The sequence below is a fragment of the Promicromonospora noduliphila genome, assembly GCF_056951025.1.
In genome coordinates this window covers 4545631-4561388 of the sequence record NZ_CM167806.1, presented here as the reverse complement: position 1 = coordinate 4561388, position 15758 = coordinate 4545631, and the positions used below count along the sequence as shown (strand labels likewise).

The following is a 15758-nucleotide window of genomic DNA, read 5'->3' as shown; positions in this document are numbered from 1 at the left end:
CGGGGGCGGCCCCCGCCGTCGTCCAGGTGGCTACGCGCCGTGGCTCACTCGCTGACGGTGAAGCCCTGCTCGTTGCCGTAGGAGACGATCGACTCCTGCCACGACACCAGCGCGTCCGCGAGCGGCGTGGAGCCGGTGTACGCCTGGCCCACAGTGTCGGGGAACACGCTGTTCGCGTAGACCTGGTAGGGCAGGTACTGCCAGCCCGGCACCACGTTCGCGGCCGAGTCGGACAGCACCTCGTTGATCCGCTGCCCGCCGAAGTACTCCGGCTCCTCGGCGAGGAACGCCGGGTCGGTCAGGTCCGCCGTCGTGGCAGGGAAGTTGCCGTTGTCCAGGCGGGTCTGCACGCCGTCGCCGGCGTTCGCGTACCGGAGGAAGCCGTAGGCCAGCGCCTTCTTCTCGCTCGCCTCGGTGATCGCGAGCGACGAGCCGCCGTTCTCGGCGGTCTCGTTCGCGCCCTCGGTCCACTGCGGCATGGGCGCCACCCGCCAGTCGCCCGATGCCGGAGCGGCGCCCGACTCGAGGTTCGCCGGCATCCAGGCGCCCGTGACCAGGGCGGCGATGGTGCCGTTGCCCAGGCCCTGGAACCACTCGTCCGACCAGTCGGGGATGTCGGCGACCAGGCCGTCGTCGATGAGCCCCTGCCACAGCTCGGCGAACTTCACCGTGCCCTCGTCGGCCAGGTTCACGGTGACGGAGGTGCCGTCCACCTGGAACGGCTTGCCGCCGGCCTGCCAGATCATCGACGTCGTGAAGCCGGCGCTGCCGTTGTCGGCGGTGATGTAGGTCTCCGGGTCGTGCGCGTGGATCGCCTCGGCCGCGGTGACGAACTCGTCCCACGTGGTCGGCACCTCGACGCCGGCCTCCTCGAACACCCGCGCGTTGTAGAACATGGCCATCGGGCCGGAGTCCATGGGCAGCGCGTGCACGGCCGTGCCGTCGGACACCGCGCCCCAGGTGCCGGGCGAGTACGTGCTCTCCAGCTCGGCCGCCCCGTAGGGGGTGAGGTCGGCCAGCGCGTCGGAGATCGCGAACTGCGGCAGGGCGTAGTACTCGACCTGCGCGACGTCGGGCACACCCGACCCCGCGCTGATCGCGTTCTGCAGCGCCACGTAGTGGTCGTTGCCCGTGCCGACGTTCGCCAGCTCGACGTCGACGTTCGGGTACTCCGCCTCGAAGTCGGTGACGACCTGCTCCAGCGTGGGCTCCCACGCCCACACGAGGAGGTCGCCGCCCTCCTCGAGCGCTGCGTCGATCTCCTCGGCGGACACCGGCTCGGCCGTGGCCGTGCCGCCCTCCGGGGACCCGGCGCCGCACGCGGTGAGGGTGACTGCCAGGGCGCTCGCCGCGGCGAGCGCTGCCGCGGCGCGGCGGTGGCGGGTAGACATGTGGTGGTTGTTCCTCTCGCTTCGTGGTCAGGAGATCTCGCCGGACAGGACACGCACGGTGGTGCTCACCCCTTGACGCTCCCGGCAGCGAGACCCGACTGCCAGTAGCGCTGCAGGAGCAGGAAGGCCGCGATGAGCGGCAGGATGGTCAGGAGCGAGCCGGTGATGACGAAGTTGAAGACCGCCTCGCCGCCCGCCGTCGTGGCCTGCGCGTTCCACGCGTCCAGGCCGAGCGTGAGCGGGTACCAGGCGGGGTCGCGCAGCATGATCAGCGGCAGGAAGTAGTTGTTCCACGTGGCCACCATGGTGAACAGCAGCACCGTGACGATGCCAGGCGCCATCATCGGCAGGCACACCTGGAAGAAGGCGCGCGCCTCGCTCGCGCCGTCGAGCCGGGCGGCCTCCAGGAGCTCGTCCGGCACGGACTCGCTCGCGAAGGTCCACATGAGGTAGAGCCCGAACGGTGTGATGAGCGAGGGGATGATCACCGACCAGGGCGTGTTGGTCAGGCCCATGTTCGCGAACATGAGGAACGTCGGCACGGCCAGGGCGGTGCCAGGGACGGCCACCGCGCCGATCACGATGGCGAACACCGCGCGCTTGCCGGGGAAGCTGAACTTCGCCAGGCCGTAGCCGCCCAGCACGGCGAGCAGGGTGGCCCCGCCGGCGCCGACCACCACGTACAGCAGCGTATTGCCGAACCAGCGCAGGAACGCGCCGTCGTCGTAGGTCAGGGTGCCCACGATGTTGTCCCAGAGGGCGAAGCGCTCGGCCGGCCACAGGCCGAACGTGTTGAACAGCTCCTCCTGGGTCTTTGTCGAGGTGATGACGAGCCAGACCAGCGGGATCAGGGCGTACAGGCCGACCAGGCCCGTGAGCACGGTCATCGTGACGCTGCGCCGCGGGTTGGCGAAGGTGTTCCTGGCGCTCCGCAGGCGCGGCCGCCGGCTCCTCGTTGCGCGGACCGACGGCGCCTTCAGCAGGACGTTGGTGCTCATGGGTCACGCCTCCTTGCGCATGCCGCGCACCTGCACGACGTAGGCCACGACGATCGTGAGCAGGCCCATGATGATCGCGACGGTGGCCGAGTAGTTGTACTGCTGACCCGAGAAGGACAGCGAGTAGGCGTACAGGTTGGGGGTGTAGTGCGTCGAGATGTAGTTCGGCGACAGCGGCGTCAGGACGCTCGGCTCGTTGAAGAGCTGGAACGACCCGATGATCGAGAAGATCGTCGCGACCACCAGCGCGCCGCGGATGGCGGGCAGCTTGATCGCGCTGACCACCCGCCAGGGTCCGGCGCCGTCGATCTCTGCCGCCTCGTACAGCGAGACCGGCACCACGCGGAGCGCCGCGAAGAAGATCAGCATGTTGTAGCCCACGAACTCCCACGTGACGACGTTGCCGATCGCGGGGAGCACCAGGGCGGAGGCGAGCGGGTCGGGGATGTCGGTGCCGAACACCTCGTTGATGTTGCCCACCAGGCCGAACCGCTCGCCGTACATGAAGCCCCACATCAGCGCGGCCACGACGCCGGGCACCGCATACGGCAGGAAGATCGCGAGGCGGAAGAAGTCGCGGCCGTACAGCCGCCCGCTGTCGATCGCCAGCGCCACCAGCAGCGCGATGCCCAGCATCACGGGCACCTGGACCACGAGGAACAGGGTCACGCGGCCGACGCCGTCCCAGAACAGCGGGTCGGTCAGCGCCCGCCCGTAGTTCGCGAACCCGACGAAGGACGTGCCGCCGACGAGCTGGGTCTGGAACATGCTCAGGTACAGGGAGTACGCGATCGGCGCGAGGAAGACGAGAGCGAAGACCGCCATGAACGGCCCGACGAACCCCCAGCCCGTCCAGCGTGAGTTGCGGCGCAGCCGTCGCGGCGTCCGCGGGACGGCAGACGGCGATGCGAGCGTGGTCAAGGAAGGCTCCTTCACGTATGCGGGCAACCGCGCCCGCACCACGGTGTTGACGTGAACATGGTGGCGGGGCCTACAGTGCTCGTGAGTCTACGAGGTGTCAAGCCGCTGGTAGGGCGCGTCACCAGAACCAGTCATCGCACCACGAGGAGGTGGTTGCTGTGGAGGGCAGAGGTCCGTCCCTTGCCGACGTCGCCGCGCTCGCCGGCGTGTCCACGCAGACCGTGTCGCGCGTGTCCATGGGTCTGGCCAACGTGCGGCCAGCCACCCGCGACCGGGTGCTCGCCGCGATGGCGACGCTCGGCTACGCGCCCAACACGGCGGCGCGCGCCCTGCGGTACGGCAACTTCCGCACCATCGGCATGATCGCCCACCGGCTGGCCCGCACGGGCGAGTCCCGCACCGTCGAGGCGGTCGTGGAGGCCGCCCGCACCGAGGGGTACACGGTGACGCTGCTCGACGTCGAGAGCCCGTCGTCCGACGTCGTCTCCGCCGCGGCGGCCCGGCTCTCGCACCAGGCCATCGACGGGCTGGTGATCGTGCGGGCCGAGACCGTCGACCCGGAGACGCTCGCGCTGCCGTCGCGGCTGCCCGTCGTCGTCTCGGACTCGCGGTTCGTCGGCCGCCACCCCGCCGTCGGCGCCGACCAGGCCGACGGCGCGCGGCGCGCCACGCGGCACCTGCTGGACCTGGGCCACCGCACCGTGCACCACGTGGCCGGGCCCGCGTCGTCGTCGCCGGCGCAGATGCGGGCAGAGGCCTGGCGGTCCGAGCTCGAGGCGGCGGGGCGGCCGGTGCCGGAGGCGCTGGCCGGGGACTGGACGGCGGCCTCCGGGTACGCCGCCGGACGCCGCCTCGCGGCCGACCCGGACGTCACCGCCGTGTTCTGCGCCAACGACGAGATGGCCGCCGGCGTGCTCCGGGCGCTGCACGAGGCCGGCCGCGCCGTGCCGGGCGAGGTGTCGGTGGTGGGGTTCGACGACATCCTGCTCGCCGAGCACCTCTGGCCGCCGCTGACGACGGTGGTCCAGGACTTCGACGAGATCGGCCGGCGGCTCGTGGCCCGGCTGCTGCGGCAGGTCCGCGCGCAGCGCGACCCGGGTGCCCGGGACGCCGTCGGCGCGGCTGGGCCCGAGGCCCTGCACGAGGTGGTGCCCGTCGAGCTCACGGTGCGCTCGAGCACCGCCCCGCCTCCGGCGCACCGGGCGTGACCCGCACAGCGGGGGCGTGACCCTGCCCACGCCGGCCTTGGGCGGGTGAGGCATCGCCGCCCGTGAGCGGGTACGACCGTGGCGGGATCGTTACCCGAGGCGCCCGTCAGACACAATTCTGGTACCGAACATTCACCCTGAAACCCGTAGGATCGGCTCGATGGCGCTATCAGAGGGCAGGGGTGCAGCACGAGTGGAGTCACGACCACCAGGGGCTCTGCTCGACACGCCGACCCGTCCGACCTGGCGCAGCTCGGCCGTCGCCGCCGCCATCGGGGCACTGGTCTTCGCGGTCTGCATCTGGCAGGTGGTGGTCCGCGGCCCGTTCATCGCCTGGGACTGGCAGTTCCACTACTACGTGGACGCCAACCAGCCCGTGGGCTGGGAGAAGGTCTTCCTCGACGTCGTCGCGACCATCACGGGCGAGCGCCTGTGCACCATCCCGATGGTGGCAGGCACGGCCTTCTACGTGGCGTGGAAGCAGGGCGGCCCCGGCTCGGTCTGGCAGGTCGGCACGCGCCGGCCCATGCTGGCCGTGCTGGCGGGGCTCGTGACCATCGCGGTGATCGGCTACGGCACCAAGTTCGGCCTCGGGCGCACGGGCCCGCACCACAACATGGACGTGCTGCACGCCGGCGGCCAGGCGTTCCCGTCGGGCCACGCGTCGAACACCTTCTTCACCGGGTTCTTCATCCTGTGCCTGCTGTTCTCCCAGGCCGGCCTCTACCCGAACGTCGCGCGGCTGCGGAAGCTGATCGTCGTGGTCGCCGTGATCGTGATGGTCGCGGGCGCGCTGATGTCGTGGCTCGACTACCACTGGCTGAGCGACATCCCCGGCGGCTGGCTGCTCGGGTTCATCGCCTGCATGGTGTCGCTGTCCGTGCTGCGCGCCCCGCGCCGAAAACCAGAGCGGCCGGTCGCCGGCTAGAGCCGCGCCAGGGTCTCCGCCACCAGCTCCCGCACGACGTCGTGCACCGCCGCCCGGTCCGCCGGGACCAGGCCGATGCGGGTGCGCCGGTCCAGCACGTCGTCCGCGTCCAGCGCCCCCTCGTGCGTCACCGCCCACTCGACCTCTGCGCGCGTGACGTCCAGGTGCTCCGTGCCCGCGATGCCCTGTCCGACGGCGGATGCCGCACCCGGCAGCGCCGCCGTCGCCAGCACCTCGGCGGCCTCGGCGCCGTACCGGGCGACCAGCGCAGCGGGCGCGACGGGTGCGGCCGCCCCGCCGGGCGCCTTCCGGGCCGGCGCGGCCGGCGCCCCCACCAGCGGCAGGTCCGCCGTCCAGCACGGTCCCGCGGTGAGCCCGGCGTGCTTGACCGCCAGGTCGACGGCGTCCTCGGCCATGGCCCGGTAGGTCGTCAGCTTGCCGCCCAGCACGTTCACCGCGCCCGTCGCCGCCGACACCTCCACGAGGTGCCTGCGCGAGACGTCGGACGACACGACCGCCGGGCCGTCGCCCGGCAGCACCGAGTCCACCAGGGGTCGCAGCCCCGCGAAGGCGCCCACGACGTCGTCGGGCAGCAGGGGGCGCTCCAGCACGCGGGACACGGTCGCCAGCAGGAAGTCGATCTCGGACCGCGTGGGCACCGGCACGTCCGGGACGGGACCCGGCGCCTCCTCGTCGGTGAGGCCGACGATCACCCGGCCGAGCTGGACCGGCAGCGCGAACACGTACCGCGAGCCGGAGCCGGGCACCGGCACCATCAGGGCGCCGGACGGGCTGCCCAGCCGGGCGGCGGGCAGCACGACGTGCGTGCCGCGGCTCGGCCGCAGCCTTACCGAGGGGTCCACCGTCCCCGCCCACACGCCCGTCGCGTTCACGACCACGCGCGCCCGCGCGGTCAGGCCGGCGCCCGTGAGCGTGTCCCGCAGGGTCGCGCCGTCCGCGCGCAGCTCCGTGGCCCGCACGCGCGTGAGGATCTTCGCCCCGCGCCCGGCGGCGGTGCGGGCCAGCGCGACGACGAGCCGGGCGTCGTCCACGAGCTGACCGTCGTGCGCCACCCACGCGCCGTGCAGATGCTCGCGTGCGACCGCGGGCACGAGCCGCGCGGCCTCGCCCGGGCGGGCCAGGCGTGGTCCCGGCAGCACGTCGGACGGCGTCCCGGCGTCGCGCCGCAGCAGCTCGCCGACGCCGAACCCGAGGCCTGCCGTGATGCCCTGCCGCCGTCCGACGCCCTGGGTGAGCGGCAGCACCTGCGGCAGCGCGCGCACCAGGTGCGGCGCGGTGCGGGTCATCAGCACGTGCCGTTCGCGCGCGCTCTCGCGGGCCACGCCGACGTCGCCGGTGGCCAGGTACCGCAGGCCGCCGTGCGCCAGCTTGGAGCTCCAGCGCGAGGTGCCCCACGCCAGGTCGTGGGCCTCGACGAGCGCGACGGACAGGCCGCGCGCCGCCGCGTCGAGCGCGACGCCGCAGCCCGTCACGCCGCCGCCGACCACCAGCAGGTCGACGGTCTCGGCGGCGAGCTCGTCGAGCTCGCGCTCGCGGCGCCGGGCGGTGAGGGCGGTGCTGCGCATCGGTCCTGCTTCCGGGTGGGGACGCCGGGGCGTCAGGGGCGGAGGTACCCGTCGAGGGAGCGGGCGAGCTCGGCGCGCAGCGCCCCGGCGTCGATCACCGTGGTGACCGTGCGGTGGGAGAGCACCGCCGACTGGGAGATGAGCAGCACCATGACCGCCATGTCCGTGGCCGAGCCCGTGCGCACCGTGCCGCCCTCCTGGGCGGCGGCGATCGCGGCGGCCAGCCATTCGAGGAGGACGCGCTGCGACCGCCCGATCCGCTGGAACGCGTACCGGGTGAAGACCTCTGGCTCCTTGGCCAGGAGGCGCCCGAACACGGGGTCGGCGTGGAACAGCTCGCCGAACCGGACCACCTTGTCGACGAGCGTGGCGCGGTCGGCCGCGTGCGGGCCGACCGCGGTGATCACGAGCCGCGCGCGGTGCGCGATCAGGGCGCGCAGGGCGTCGTCGGCGGACTCCCAGCGGCGGTAGACCGTTGGACGCGAGACGCCGGCGGCCCGGGCGAGCTCCGCGATGGACAGGCCGCGCGTGCCGCGCGTGGCCACGAGCTCGGCGGCGGCCTCCAGCAGGCGCGCCTCGATGCGGTCGCGGACGGCGTCGTCCGGGTCGGCGGGGTCCTGGCTGGCGGCGTCGTCCGGGCCGTTCGACGTCAGCGAGAGTGCCCCTGGGGGTGCATTACGAATTGTCATCTTGTGTAAGACTGTAACGCATGAGCACCCAGCCGGAGGACGAGCACATCGACATGCGGTGGGACGGCTGGGGCAACCCGGCGCGGGCGCACGGACTCCCGGGCGGTGTGAAGCTGCTGCTCGCCGCCGTGCTCGGGCGCACGCCGCGGCCGGGGCCCGCGCCCCGGCTCGCCGAGGTCACGATCAGCACCCCGCCGCTGCCCGACGCCGACCTCGCGGCGCTGGCCGGCGCCGTCGGAGAGGCGCACGTCGACGCGGGTCACGACACCCGCCTGCGGCACGCCGGCGGCAAGTCGACGCCGGACCTGCTGCGCCGTCGGCAGGCCGTGCAGACGGCGCCGGGCGCGGTGGTACTGCCGGGGTCGGAGGACGAGGTGGCGGCCGTGCTGGCCGTCGCGGGCGAGCGTGACCTCGCCGTCGTGCCCTTCGGGGGCGGCACCGCCGTGACCGGCGGCCTGGAGCCGGACGCCGGGACGCACCGCGGCGTGGTGAGCCTCGACCTGCGCCGCCTGTGCGGGCTGGTCGCGCTGGACGACGTCGCCCACGAGGCGACCTTCCACGCCGGGACGCGCGCACCGGACGCCGAGACGGCGCTCGCGGAGCGGGGCTTCGAGCTGGGGCACTTTCCGCAGAGCTTCGAGTTCGCGACGCTCGGCGGGTTCGCCGCGATGCGGTCGTCGGGCCAGAACTCCGCCGGGTACGGACGGTTCGACGCGATGGTCACCGGCCTGCGGGTGGTGACGCCGACCGGCACGCTGGACCTGGGCCGCGCGCCCGGCTCGGCGGCGGGTCCGGACCTGGTGCGCTGGTTCCTCGGCTCGGAGGGCGCGTTCGGCGTGATCACCCAGGTGCGGCTGCGTGTGCACCCCACCCCCGAGGCTCGGCTGTTCGACGCCTGGACCTTCCCGGACTTCGCCGCAGGGGCCGACGCGCTGCGCCGGGTGGCCCAGCTCGGCACCGGGCCCACCGTGCTCCGGCTGTCCGACGAGGAGGAGACCGCGGTGTCCCTGGCCCAGGTCGGCAGCATCGGCAAGGCGCTGGCCAGGGGGTGCTCCGCCGTCGTGCTGCACGAAGGGCCTGCCGACCTGGCCGCCGCGCGCCGCGAGGCCACCACCCGGGTGCTGCGCGAGGCGGGCGGTACGCCCGCCGCCACGAAGCTGGCGGCGGCCTGGGACCGCGGCAGGTTCAAGGCGCCATACCTGCGCGACGCGCTGCTCGCCGCCGGCGTGTTCTGCGAGACGCTGGAGACCGCGACGACCTGGTCGAACCTGCACGTGCTCAAGGCGTGGGTCACGGCGGCGCTGGCGGAGGGGTTCGCCGAGGAGCACGCGAAGAACCGCATCCTGTGCCACGTCTCGCACGTGTACGCGACCGGCGCCTCCCTGTACTTCACGGTGGTCGCGGGCCTCGGCACCGAGCCTCTGGAGCCGTGGGCCCGGGTGAAGGCCCGCGTGAACGACGCGATCCTGGCGGCGGGCGGCACGATCAGCCACCACCACGGCGTCGGCGTGGACCACGCGCCCTGGCTGGAGCGGGAGATCGGCGAGGCGGGCCTGCGCCTGCTCCGGGCGGTGCGGGCGGAGCTGGACCCGGCGGGGATCATGAACCCGGGCACCCTCGTGAGCCGGTAGGTTTCCCGCATGACAGAGCAGTCAGGCCGGGCCGGGCACGTCGCGGTGCTGGTGAACCCGGCCTCGGGCCGCGGCGTCGGCGCGGACGGCGGGTACGTCGCGGTCGAGCGGCTGCGGGCCAGGGGCGCCGACGTCAAGGTCTACCAGGGCCTCAGCGCGGACGAGACCGTGGCGCTCGGCAGACAGGCGGTCGACGAGCGGCCCGACGTACTCGTGGTGGCCGGCGGCGACGGGACCATCTCGTCGGTGCTGCCGTCCGTGCTGGAGGCGGGGATCCCGCTCGCCGTCATCCCCGCGGGCACGGGCAACGACCTGGCCCGGGAGCACGGCATCCCGCTGGACGACGCGGCGGCCGCCGCGGACCTCGCACTCGACGGCGCCCGCCGCCGCGTGGACACGGGCACCATCACGGCCGACGACGGCACGGTGCGCCACTTCGTCACCGTGCTGTGCGCGGGCCTGGACTCGCTGACCAACGAGCGCACCAACCGCATGACATGGCCGACCGGCCGGTCCCGCTACCTGGTCGCCGTCTACCTGGAGTGGCTGCGGCTGCGGACCTTCGGGTACCGCCTGCGGCCGGCCGGGGCGCCGCCGCTGGAGCAGGACGGCTACATGCTGGCGGTCGGCCTCACCAGGACCTACGGCGGCGGCGTGCCGATCTGCCCGGACGCCGACCCGACGGACGGGCTGCTCGACGTCACACTGGTGCAGGCCGTCGGCCGGTTCAAGGTGCTCGCGTTCGACCCGCTCATCAAGGCGGGCACCCACGTGGGGCGGCCCGACGTCACCACGCTGCGCGCGCCCGCCGTCCGCCTGGAGGCCCCCGTAGGCCTGGTCACCTACGCCGACGGCGAGCACGTGGGGCCGGTGCCGGTGACGATCGAGGCCCACCGGGAGGCGCTGACGCTCTGCGTGCCCGTCAGACCGTCGCCAGGTCTCCCGCCGCAAGGCTCAGCTCGCGGCGGGCGTACTGCGGCACGATCTCGCCGGGCACGCTGAGGCCGACCGCCCACGCGGCGTCGTCGCCGGGGCGGCGGGGGACCAGGTGGGCGGCGCAGGCGAGGTCGTCGCGGAACTCCCCGTGCTCCTCGACCACGGCGTTCGGCCGCAGCCGGGCGAGCTGCGCGTCGAGCGTGGTGACGTCGGGGGTCGTGCGGGCGGTGAACCGGCGGATCCCGGCCTCGATCACCAGCTCGTGCCGCTCCCGGCGGGACATGGCCAGCAGCAGGGCCTTGCCCAGTGCCGTGGCGTGGGCGGACACGTCGAGCCCGCGCTCCAGGTCCTCCAGGTAGGGCGAGCCGCTGGCCTCCGAGTAGTCGACCACGATCACGCGGCCTGCGCTGATGCGGCCGAGGTAGGCGCTGTAGCCCGTGGTCTGGGCCAGGTGGCGCAGCACCTCGCGGGTGTTGGGACCACGGCCGAGCGAGCCGAGCTGCTCGTAGAACCGGTGGCTCACCTGCTCGCCGACGTCGTAGGTGCCGTCCTTGAGCCGCGTCACGTAGCCCTCGTACGCGAGCGTGCGCACCAGGTGGTACGTGGTGGAGAGGTTGAGGCCGCTGCGGCGCGCGATCGCCTTGACCGGAAGGCCAGGGGAACGGGTGACGACCTCGAGGACGCGAAAGGCGCGAGCCACACTCTGCACCAGGTCGTCCGGGCGTTCTCGCTCGGAGTCCAGTGTCACGTGCCCCCCTTGCTCGACGGTACCGTTTTCGACTGTGGTCTCGACCCCGGAGGTCTCGACAGTGTGGTTCGAGGATGCAAAAGTGTGTGTGCTCTTGCTCACATGGTAGCCGCGGGCCTGGCCGAAGCCACAGCGCACGACACGACACGGGCCTTTTCACCCGCTGCGATCAATGAAGATGCACAGATACGACGAATCAGTGAAATTACCTGAAGTTGGCGATATCAGGCAAGTACCCTCCGAGTATCCAGCCCGTCCGCGCGGGCAGGGATTACCCGAAGGGCAGGCAACAGTGCTCAACGACCTGCACAGCACCCCCGAACGGCCATGGCGCGGCATCAAGCCCTTGCGCCTCGACGACGTCTCCGGCCTGCAGCCCCTGGTCCGGGCGTCCGCGCTGGCCGACCCGCGTGAGTTCTACGACGAGCTCACGGCCGAGTGGGGCGAGGTGGCCCCCGTCGAGCTGGAGCCTGGGGTGCCCGCGTGGCTGGTCATGGGGCAGCGGCTCGTCTACGACGTCATGCGCAACGAGCACGTCTTCGCGACCGACCCGCGCACGTGGAACGGGCACGTGCGCGGCGGCCTGCCGCCGACGTCGGGCCTGCGCCCCGCCTTCACGTCGCAGCAGCGCTTCGCCGCCAACCACACCGACGGCGCGCTGCGGCAGCGCCTGCGGGAGCCGCTGGACGACGCGTTCGAGCAGCTCTCGGAGGGCATCACCGCGTCGAAGGTGCGGTCGTTCTGCAACCTGCTCATCGACCGGTTCGAGGACCGCGGCCGCGCGGACCTGATGCTGGAGTACGCGTCGGTGATCCCGTTCCTCGTGGTCGCCGACATGATCGGGTTCGACCCGGAGGACGGGCAGCGCCTGTTCGACCTGACGCGCCGCGTCGCCGGGGGAGCCGCCGACGCCGCGGCCGCCGTCGCGGAGGTCGACCACATGCTCGGCGACCTCGTCGCGCTGCGCCGCGAGCAGCCCCGGCGGGACCTCGCGAGCTCGCTGGTCGCGCACCCGAACCTGCGCGAGGACGTCGAGGTCACCCACACGCTGCTGACGGTCGCCTACTCGGGCAACCTGGCGCTGACGGCGTGGGTGGCGCAGACCCTGCTGCTGACCCTCACGGACGCGCGGTTCTCCGGACGGCTGCACGGCGGCCGCATCGACCTGGACAGCGCGATGGACGAGGTGCTGTGGCGGTCCACGCCGACCATCAACACGCTGCCGCGCTTCGCCCGCCAGGACGTGGTGCTCGACGACAAGCTCATCGCGGCCGGCGACCCGCTCGTCCTGGGGATCCACGCCGCGAACACCGACCCGCGCATGGACACCGGCGACCCGTGGGACCACGTCGGCAGCCGCGCCCACGTGTCGTTCGGCACCGGCCCGCACGCGTGCCCGGCGCCCCGCACGGCGCGCGTCATCGCCCGGATCGCCGTCGAGACCATCCTGCGCCGGCTCGACGTCGTGCTGCGGATCCCCGCCTCCGACGTCACCTGGGACCAGACGCTGTGGATCCGCCAGCCGGTGAGCCTCCCGGTGACGTTCCCGAGGCCGGTGGTGTCGGCGTAGCGCCCGGCCGGGCTGGGTGCACAGGCCGGGCGCTCCGGCCGGGCCGGGCGGCGGCGTCAGTGGTAGGCGGTAGGTTGCGCAGGTGAGCGAGGAGGGTCACATGCGCATCGGTATACCGGACGACGGCGGGCCGCTCGTGCCCGCAACCCCCGCGACCACCGCCCGGCTGGTCGGCCTGGGCTACGACGTCGCCGTGGCGGCGGGCGCCGGGGCGGGGGCCGGCTTCCCCGACGCGGCCTACGCGGCGGCGGGCGCCGTCGTCGTGCCCGACGCCGAGGCGTGGGCCGCCGACGTCGTCGCGGTCACCCGGGCGCCCGACGACCTCGCGGCGCCGGGGCCTGCCGCGCTGCGACCGGGGGCGGTGCTGATCGCCCAGCTCGCGCCGGCCGCCCGGCCCGACCTGGTGCGTGAGCTCGCCGAGCGGGGCGTCACGGCCCTCGCGCTGGACGCCGTGCCGCGCATCTCCCGGGCGCAGTCGCTCGACGTGCTGAGCGCGCTGTCGAACGTCGCGGGGTACCGGGCCGTCGTCGAGGCCGCCGCGGAGTTCGGCGGCATGTTCTCCGGCCAGGTCACCGCGGCGGGCACCACGCCGCCCGCCAACGTCTTCGTGATCGGCGCGGGCGTGGCGGGGCTCGCCGCGATCGGCGCCGCGGGCAGCCTCGGCGCGCGCGTGCGGGCGTTCGACGTCCGCCCCGAGGTCGCCGAGCAGATCGAGTCCATGGGCGCGACGGTCGTCCGTGCCGACGACGCCGCGCAGCAGGTCAGCGTGGACGGCTACGCCTCGGCGCTGACGGCCGACCAGGAGGCGGCGGCGCTGCGGGTGTACGCGGCCGAGACGGCCGCCGCCGACATCGTGATCACGACGGCGCTCGTGCGCGGCACCGCGCCCACCACGGTCACCGCCGAGATGGTGGCCCGCATGCGGCCGGGCAGCGTGATCGTGGACCTCGCGGCTCCGGGCGGCGGCAACTGCGAGCTGACGGTGCCGGGCGAGCGTGTGGTCAGCGCCGACGGCGTGGTCGTGCTCGGCTGGACCGACCTGCCCGACCGCATGCCGCGGCAGACCTCGGAGCTGCTCGGCACGGCGGTCGCCAACCTGGTCCAGCTCGGCACGCCGGAGCGCGACGGCCGCCTCGCGCTCGACCCGGACGACGCCGTCGTGCGCGGCATGACCGTGGCGCGGGACGGCGCGGTGCTCTGGCCGCCGCCCCCGGTGGCGGTGTCGGCGCAAGCCGCTGCGGCGCCTGCTCCGGCATCGTCGGGGGCCGGGGAATCGGCGGCGGCCCCGGCCTCGCCGGGGTCCCGGCCGGCCCGGCCGACGGCGGTGCGGGCTGTGCTGATCGGTCTTGGCGCGGTGCTGGCCGCGCTGGCGGTGGCGGCCTCCCCGCCGGACCAGGCCGCCCACTTCACCGTGCTGGCGCTGGCCGTCGTGGTCGGGTTCTACGTGATCTCGCACGTCAGCCACGCCCTGCACACGCCGCTCATGTCCCAGACCAACGCGATCTCGGGGATCATCCTGGTCGGGGCGATGCTGCAGATCGGGTCGGCGGACCCGGTGGTGAGCACGCTCGCGGTGCTGGCGTCCGCGGTGGCGAGCATCAACATCTTCGGCGGGTTCCTGGTGACCCACCGCATGCTCGGTATGTTCCACCACACTCCGTCCGACGTGCCGGACGCACCGGCCGCTCCGGTGAGCGGTACGGCTGACCCGCAGGGCGGGGGCGACCGATGAGCGTCGAGTCCGTGGTCCAGGCCGTCTACCTGGTGGCGGGGGTGCTGTTCGTGCTCTCGCTGGCCGGGCTGTCCAGGCAGGAGACGGCGCGGCGCGGCGTCCTGCTCGGCATGACCGGCATGGGGCTGGCGCTGGTGGCGACCATCGCCCTCGCGCTGGACCGGTCCGAGCGTCCGGTCGGCGTCACGGCGGGCCTGATCCTGCTGGTGCTCCTGGTGGGTGTCACGGTGGGCACCTGGCGCGCGCGGACCGTCGAGATGACGCAGATGCCGGAGCTCATCGCGCTGCTGCACTCGTTCGTCGGCGCGGCGGCGGTGCTGGTGGGCTTCGGGTCCTTCCTCACCGAGCCGACGACCGGACCCGGCGCGACGGTGCACCTGGTCGAGGTGTTCCTCGGCGTGCTGATCGGCGCCGTGACGTTCACGGGCTCCGTGGTGGCCTTCGGCAAGCTGTCGGCCTGGCTCCGGTCCTCGCCGCTGCTCCTGCCCGGCCGGAACTGGCTCAACCTGGCCGCCCTCGTGGTGTGCGCCGGACTCCTGTGGTGGTTCGTCACGGCGGGTACCGCGGCCCTGCTGCCGCTGCTGCTCATGACGGTCGTGGCCCTGGCGCTGGGCTGGCACCTGGTCGCGGCGATCGGCGGGGGCGACATGCCCGTCGTCGTCTCGATGCTGAACTCCTACTCGGGGTGGGCGGCGGCCGCGGCGGGGTTCATGCTGGGCAACGACCTGCTCATCATCACGGGCGCCCTGGTCGGGTCGTCCGGTGCGATCCTCAGCTACCTCATGTGCCGGGCGATGAACCGGTCGTTCCTGAGCGTGATCCTCGGTGGGTTCGGCGCCGAGGGCGGCGTCGTCCCGCCGTCCGGCGGCGCCGCGGCGCTCGGCTCCTACCGGGAGACGACGGCGCTCGAGGTGGCCGACCGCCTGACCGCCGCCCGCTCGGTGATCGTGGTGCCCGGCTACGGCATGGCGGTGGCCAAGGCCCAGTACCCGGTGGCCGACCTGGTCGCCCGGCTGACCGCGCGCGGGACCACCGTCCGGTTCGCCATCCACCCCGTGGCCGGCCGGCTGCCCGGACACATGAACGTGCTGCTCGCCGAGGCGAAGGTGCCGTACGACCAGGTGCTCGGCATGGACGAGATCAACGACGACTTCGCCGGCACCGACGTCGTGCTGGTGATCGGCGCCAACGACACCGTGAACCCCGCGGCGCAGGACGATCCGGCGTCGCCCATCGCGGGCATGCCGGTGCTCCAGGTGTGGCAGGCCCACGAGGTGGTCGTCTTCAAGCGGTCCATGGCCACGGGGTACGCGGGCGTGCAGAACCCGCTGTTCTTCCGCGCGAACACCGCCATGCTGTTCGGGGACGCGAAGGACCAGGTGGAGCTGATCGTGCAGGCGCTGTGACGGCGGGCAGCAGG

The 15758-nt window shown here is 73.5% G+C and carries 13 protein-coding genes; 7 read left to right on the top strand and 6 right to left on the bottom strand.

The features are described 5' to 3' along the window. Positions 1 to 44 precede the first annotated feature (44 nt). From AC0QU1_RS19990 to AC0QU1_RS19980, 3 genes are all read right to left on the bottom strand, one after another. Complete coding sequence (locus AC0QU1_RS19990; RefSeq protein WP_483571818.1) at positions 45 to 1391, bottom strand: ABC transporter substrate-binding protein; 1347 nt, start codon at positions 1389 to 1391, stop codon at positions 45 to 47. Between the two features lie 65 nt (positions 1392 to 1456). Next, on the bottom strand, positions 1457 to 2389 hold the full coding sequence (locus tag AC0QU1_RS19985; protein WP_483571817.1) for a carbohydrate ABC transporter permease: 933 nt from the start codon (positions 2387 to 2389) through the stop codon (positions 1457 to 1459). Positions 2390 to 2392: 3 nt separating this feature from the next. Next, positions 2393 to 3310 (bottom strand): carbohydrate ABC transporter permease, encoded by a 918-nt coding sequence (locus AC0QU1_RS19980; RefSeq protein ID WP_483571816.1) that lies wholly within the window; start codon positions 3308 to 3310, stop codon positions 2393 to 2395. A gap of 158 nt (positions 3311 to 3468) precedes the next feature. Between AC0QU1_RS19980 and AC0QU1_RS19975 the strand changes: the two genes are divergently transcribed. Next, on the top strand, positions 3469 to 4518 hold the full coding sequence (locus tag AC0QU1_RS19975) for a LacI family DNA-binding transcriptional regulator (RefSeq protein ID WP_483571815.1): 1050 nt from the start codon (positions 3469 to 3471) through the stop codon (positions 4516 to 4518). A gap of 160 nt (positions 4519 to 4678) precedes the next feature. Next, positions 4679 to 5446 carry a phosphatase PAP2 family protein gene (locus AC0QU1_RS19970; protein ID WP_483571814.1) on the top strand — a complete coding sequence of 256 codons (768 nt, stop codon included), beginning with the start codon at positions 4679 to 4681 and terminating at the stop codon, positions 5444 to 5446. Here the strand turns inward: AC0QU1_RS19970 and AC0QU1_RS19965 are convergent. Beyond that, positions 5443 to 7032, bottom strand: coding sequence for a glycerol-3-phosphate dehydrogenase/oxidase (locus tag AC0QU1_RS19965; protein ID WP_483571813.1), 1590 nt, complete (start codon positions 7030 to 7032; stop codon positions 5443 to 5445). The two genes, AC0QU1_RS19970 and AC0QU1_RS19965, sit on opposite strands and share 4 nt — an antisense overlap. Positions 7033 to 7064: 32 nt before the next feature. Then, positions 7065 to 7721, bottom strand: coding sequence for a TetR/AcrR family transcriptional regulator (locus AC0QU1_RS19960; RefSeq protein WP_483571812.1), 657 nt, complete (start codon positions 7719 to 7721; stop codon positions 7065 to 7067). A gap of 20 nt (positions 7722 to 7741) precedes the next feature. Between AC0QU1_RS19960 and AC0QU1_RS19955 the strand changes: the two genes are divergently transcribed. Together AC0QU1_RS19955 and AC0QU1_RS19950 are read left to right on the top strand one after the other, a co-directional pair. Next, a complete protein-coding gene (locus tag AC0QU1_RS19955) occupies positions 7742 to 9352 on the top strand; it encodes an FAD-binding oxidoreductase (protein ID WP_483571810.1) in 1611 nt (536 codons plus the stop codon). Positions 9353 to 9361: 9 nt separating this feature from the next. Then, on the top strand, positions 9362 to 10354 hold the full coding sequence (locus tag AC0QU1_RS19950) for a diacylglycerol kinase family protein (protein ID WP_483571809.1): 993 nt from the start codon (positions 9362 to 9364) through the stop codon (positions 10352 to 10354). Here the strand turns inward: AC0QU1_RS19950 and AC0QU1_RS19945 are convergent. Beyond that, positions 10275 to 11036, bottom strand: a complete 762-nt coding sequence (locus tag AC0QU1_RS19945) for an IclR family transcriptional regulator (RefSeq protein ID WP_483571807.1) — start codon at positions 11034 to 11036, stop codon at positions 10275 to 10277. The two genes, AC0QU1_RS19950 and AC0QU1_RS19945, sit on opposite strands and share 80 nt — an antisense overlap. Before the next feature lie 292 nt (positions 11037 to 11328). On the opposite strand from AC0QU1_RS19945, the gene AC0QU1_RS19940 reads away from it, so the two are divergent. The 3 genes from AC0QU1_RS19940 to pntB all read left to right on the top strand — a co-directional run bounded on the left by AC0QU1_RS19940 (position 11329) and on the right by pntB (position 15744). Continuing rightward, complete coding sequence (locus AC0QU1_RS19940) at positions 11329 to 12606, top strand: cytochrome P450 (protein ID WP_483571805.1); 1278 nt, start codon at positions 11329 to 11331, stop codon at positions 12604 to 12606. Positions 12607 to 12706: 100 nt separating this feature from the next. Then, positions 12707 to 14338: a Re/Si-specific NAD(P)(+) transhydrogenase subunit alpha gene (locus tag AC0QU1_RS19935; RefSeq protein ID WP_483576751.1), complete on the top strand. Its 1632-nt coding sequence runs from the start codon at positions 12707 to 12709 to the stop codon at positions 14336 to 14338. Further along, positions 14335 to 15744, top strand: coding sequence for a Re/Si-specific NAD(P)(+) transhydrogenase subunit beta (gene pntB / locus AC0QU1_RS19930; RefSeq protein ID WP_483571804.1), 1410 nt, complete (start codon positions 14335 to 14337; stop codon positions 15742 to 15744). The genes AC0QU1_RS19935 and pntB overlap by 4 nt, the downstream gene beginning before the upstream one ends. Positions 15745 to 15758: the final 14 nt, after the last annotated feature.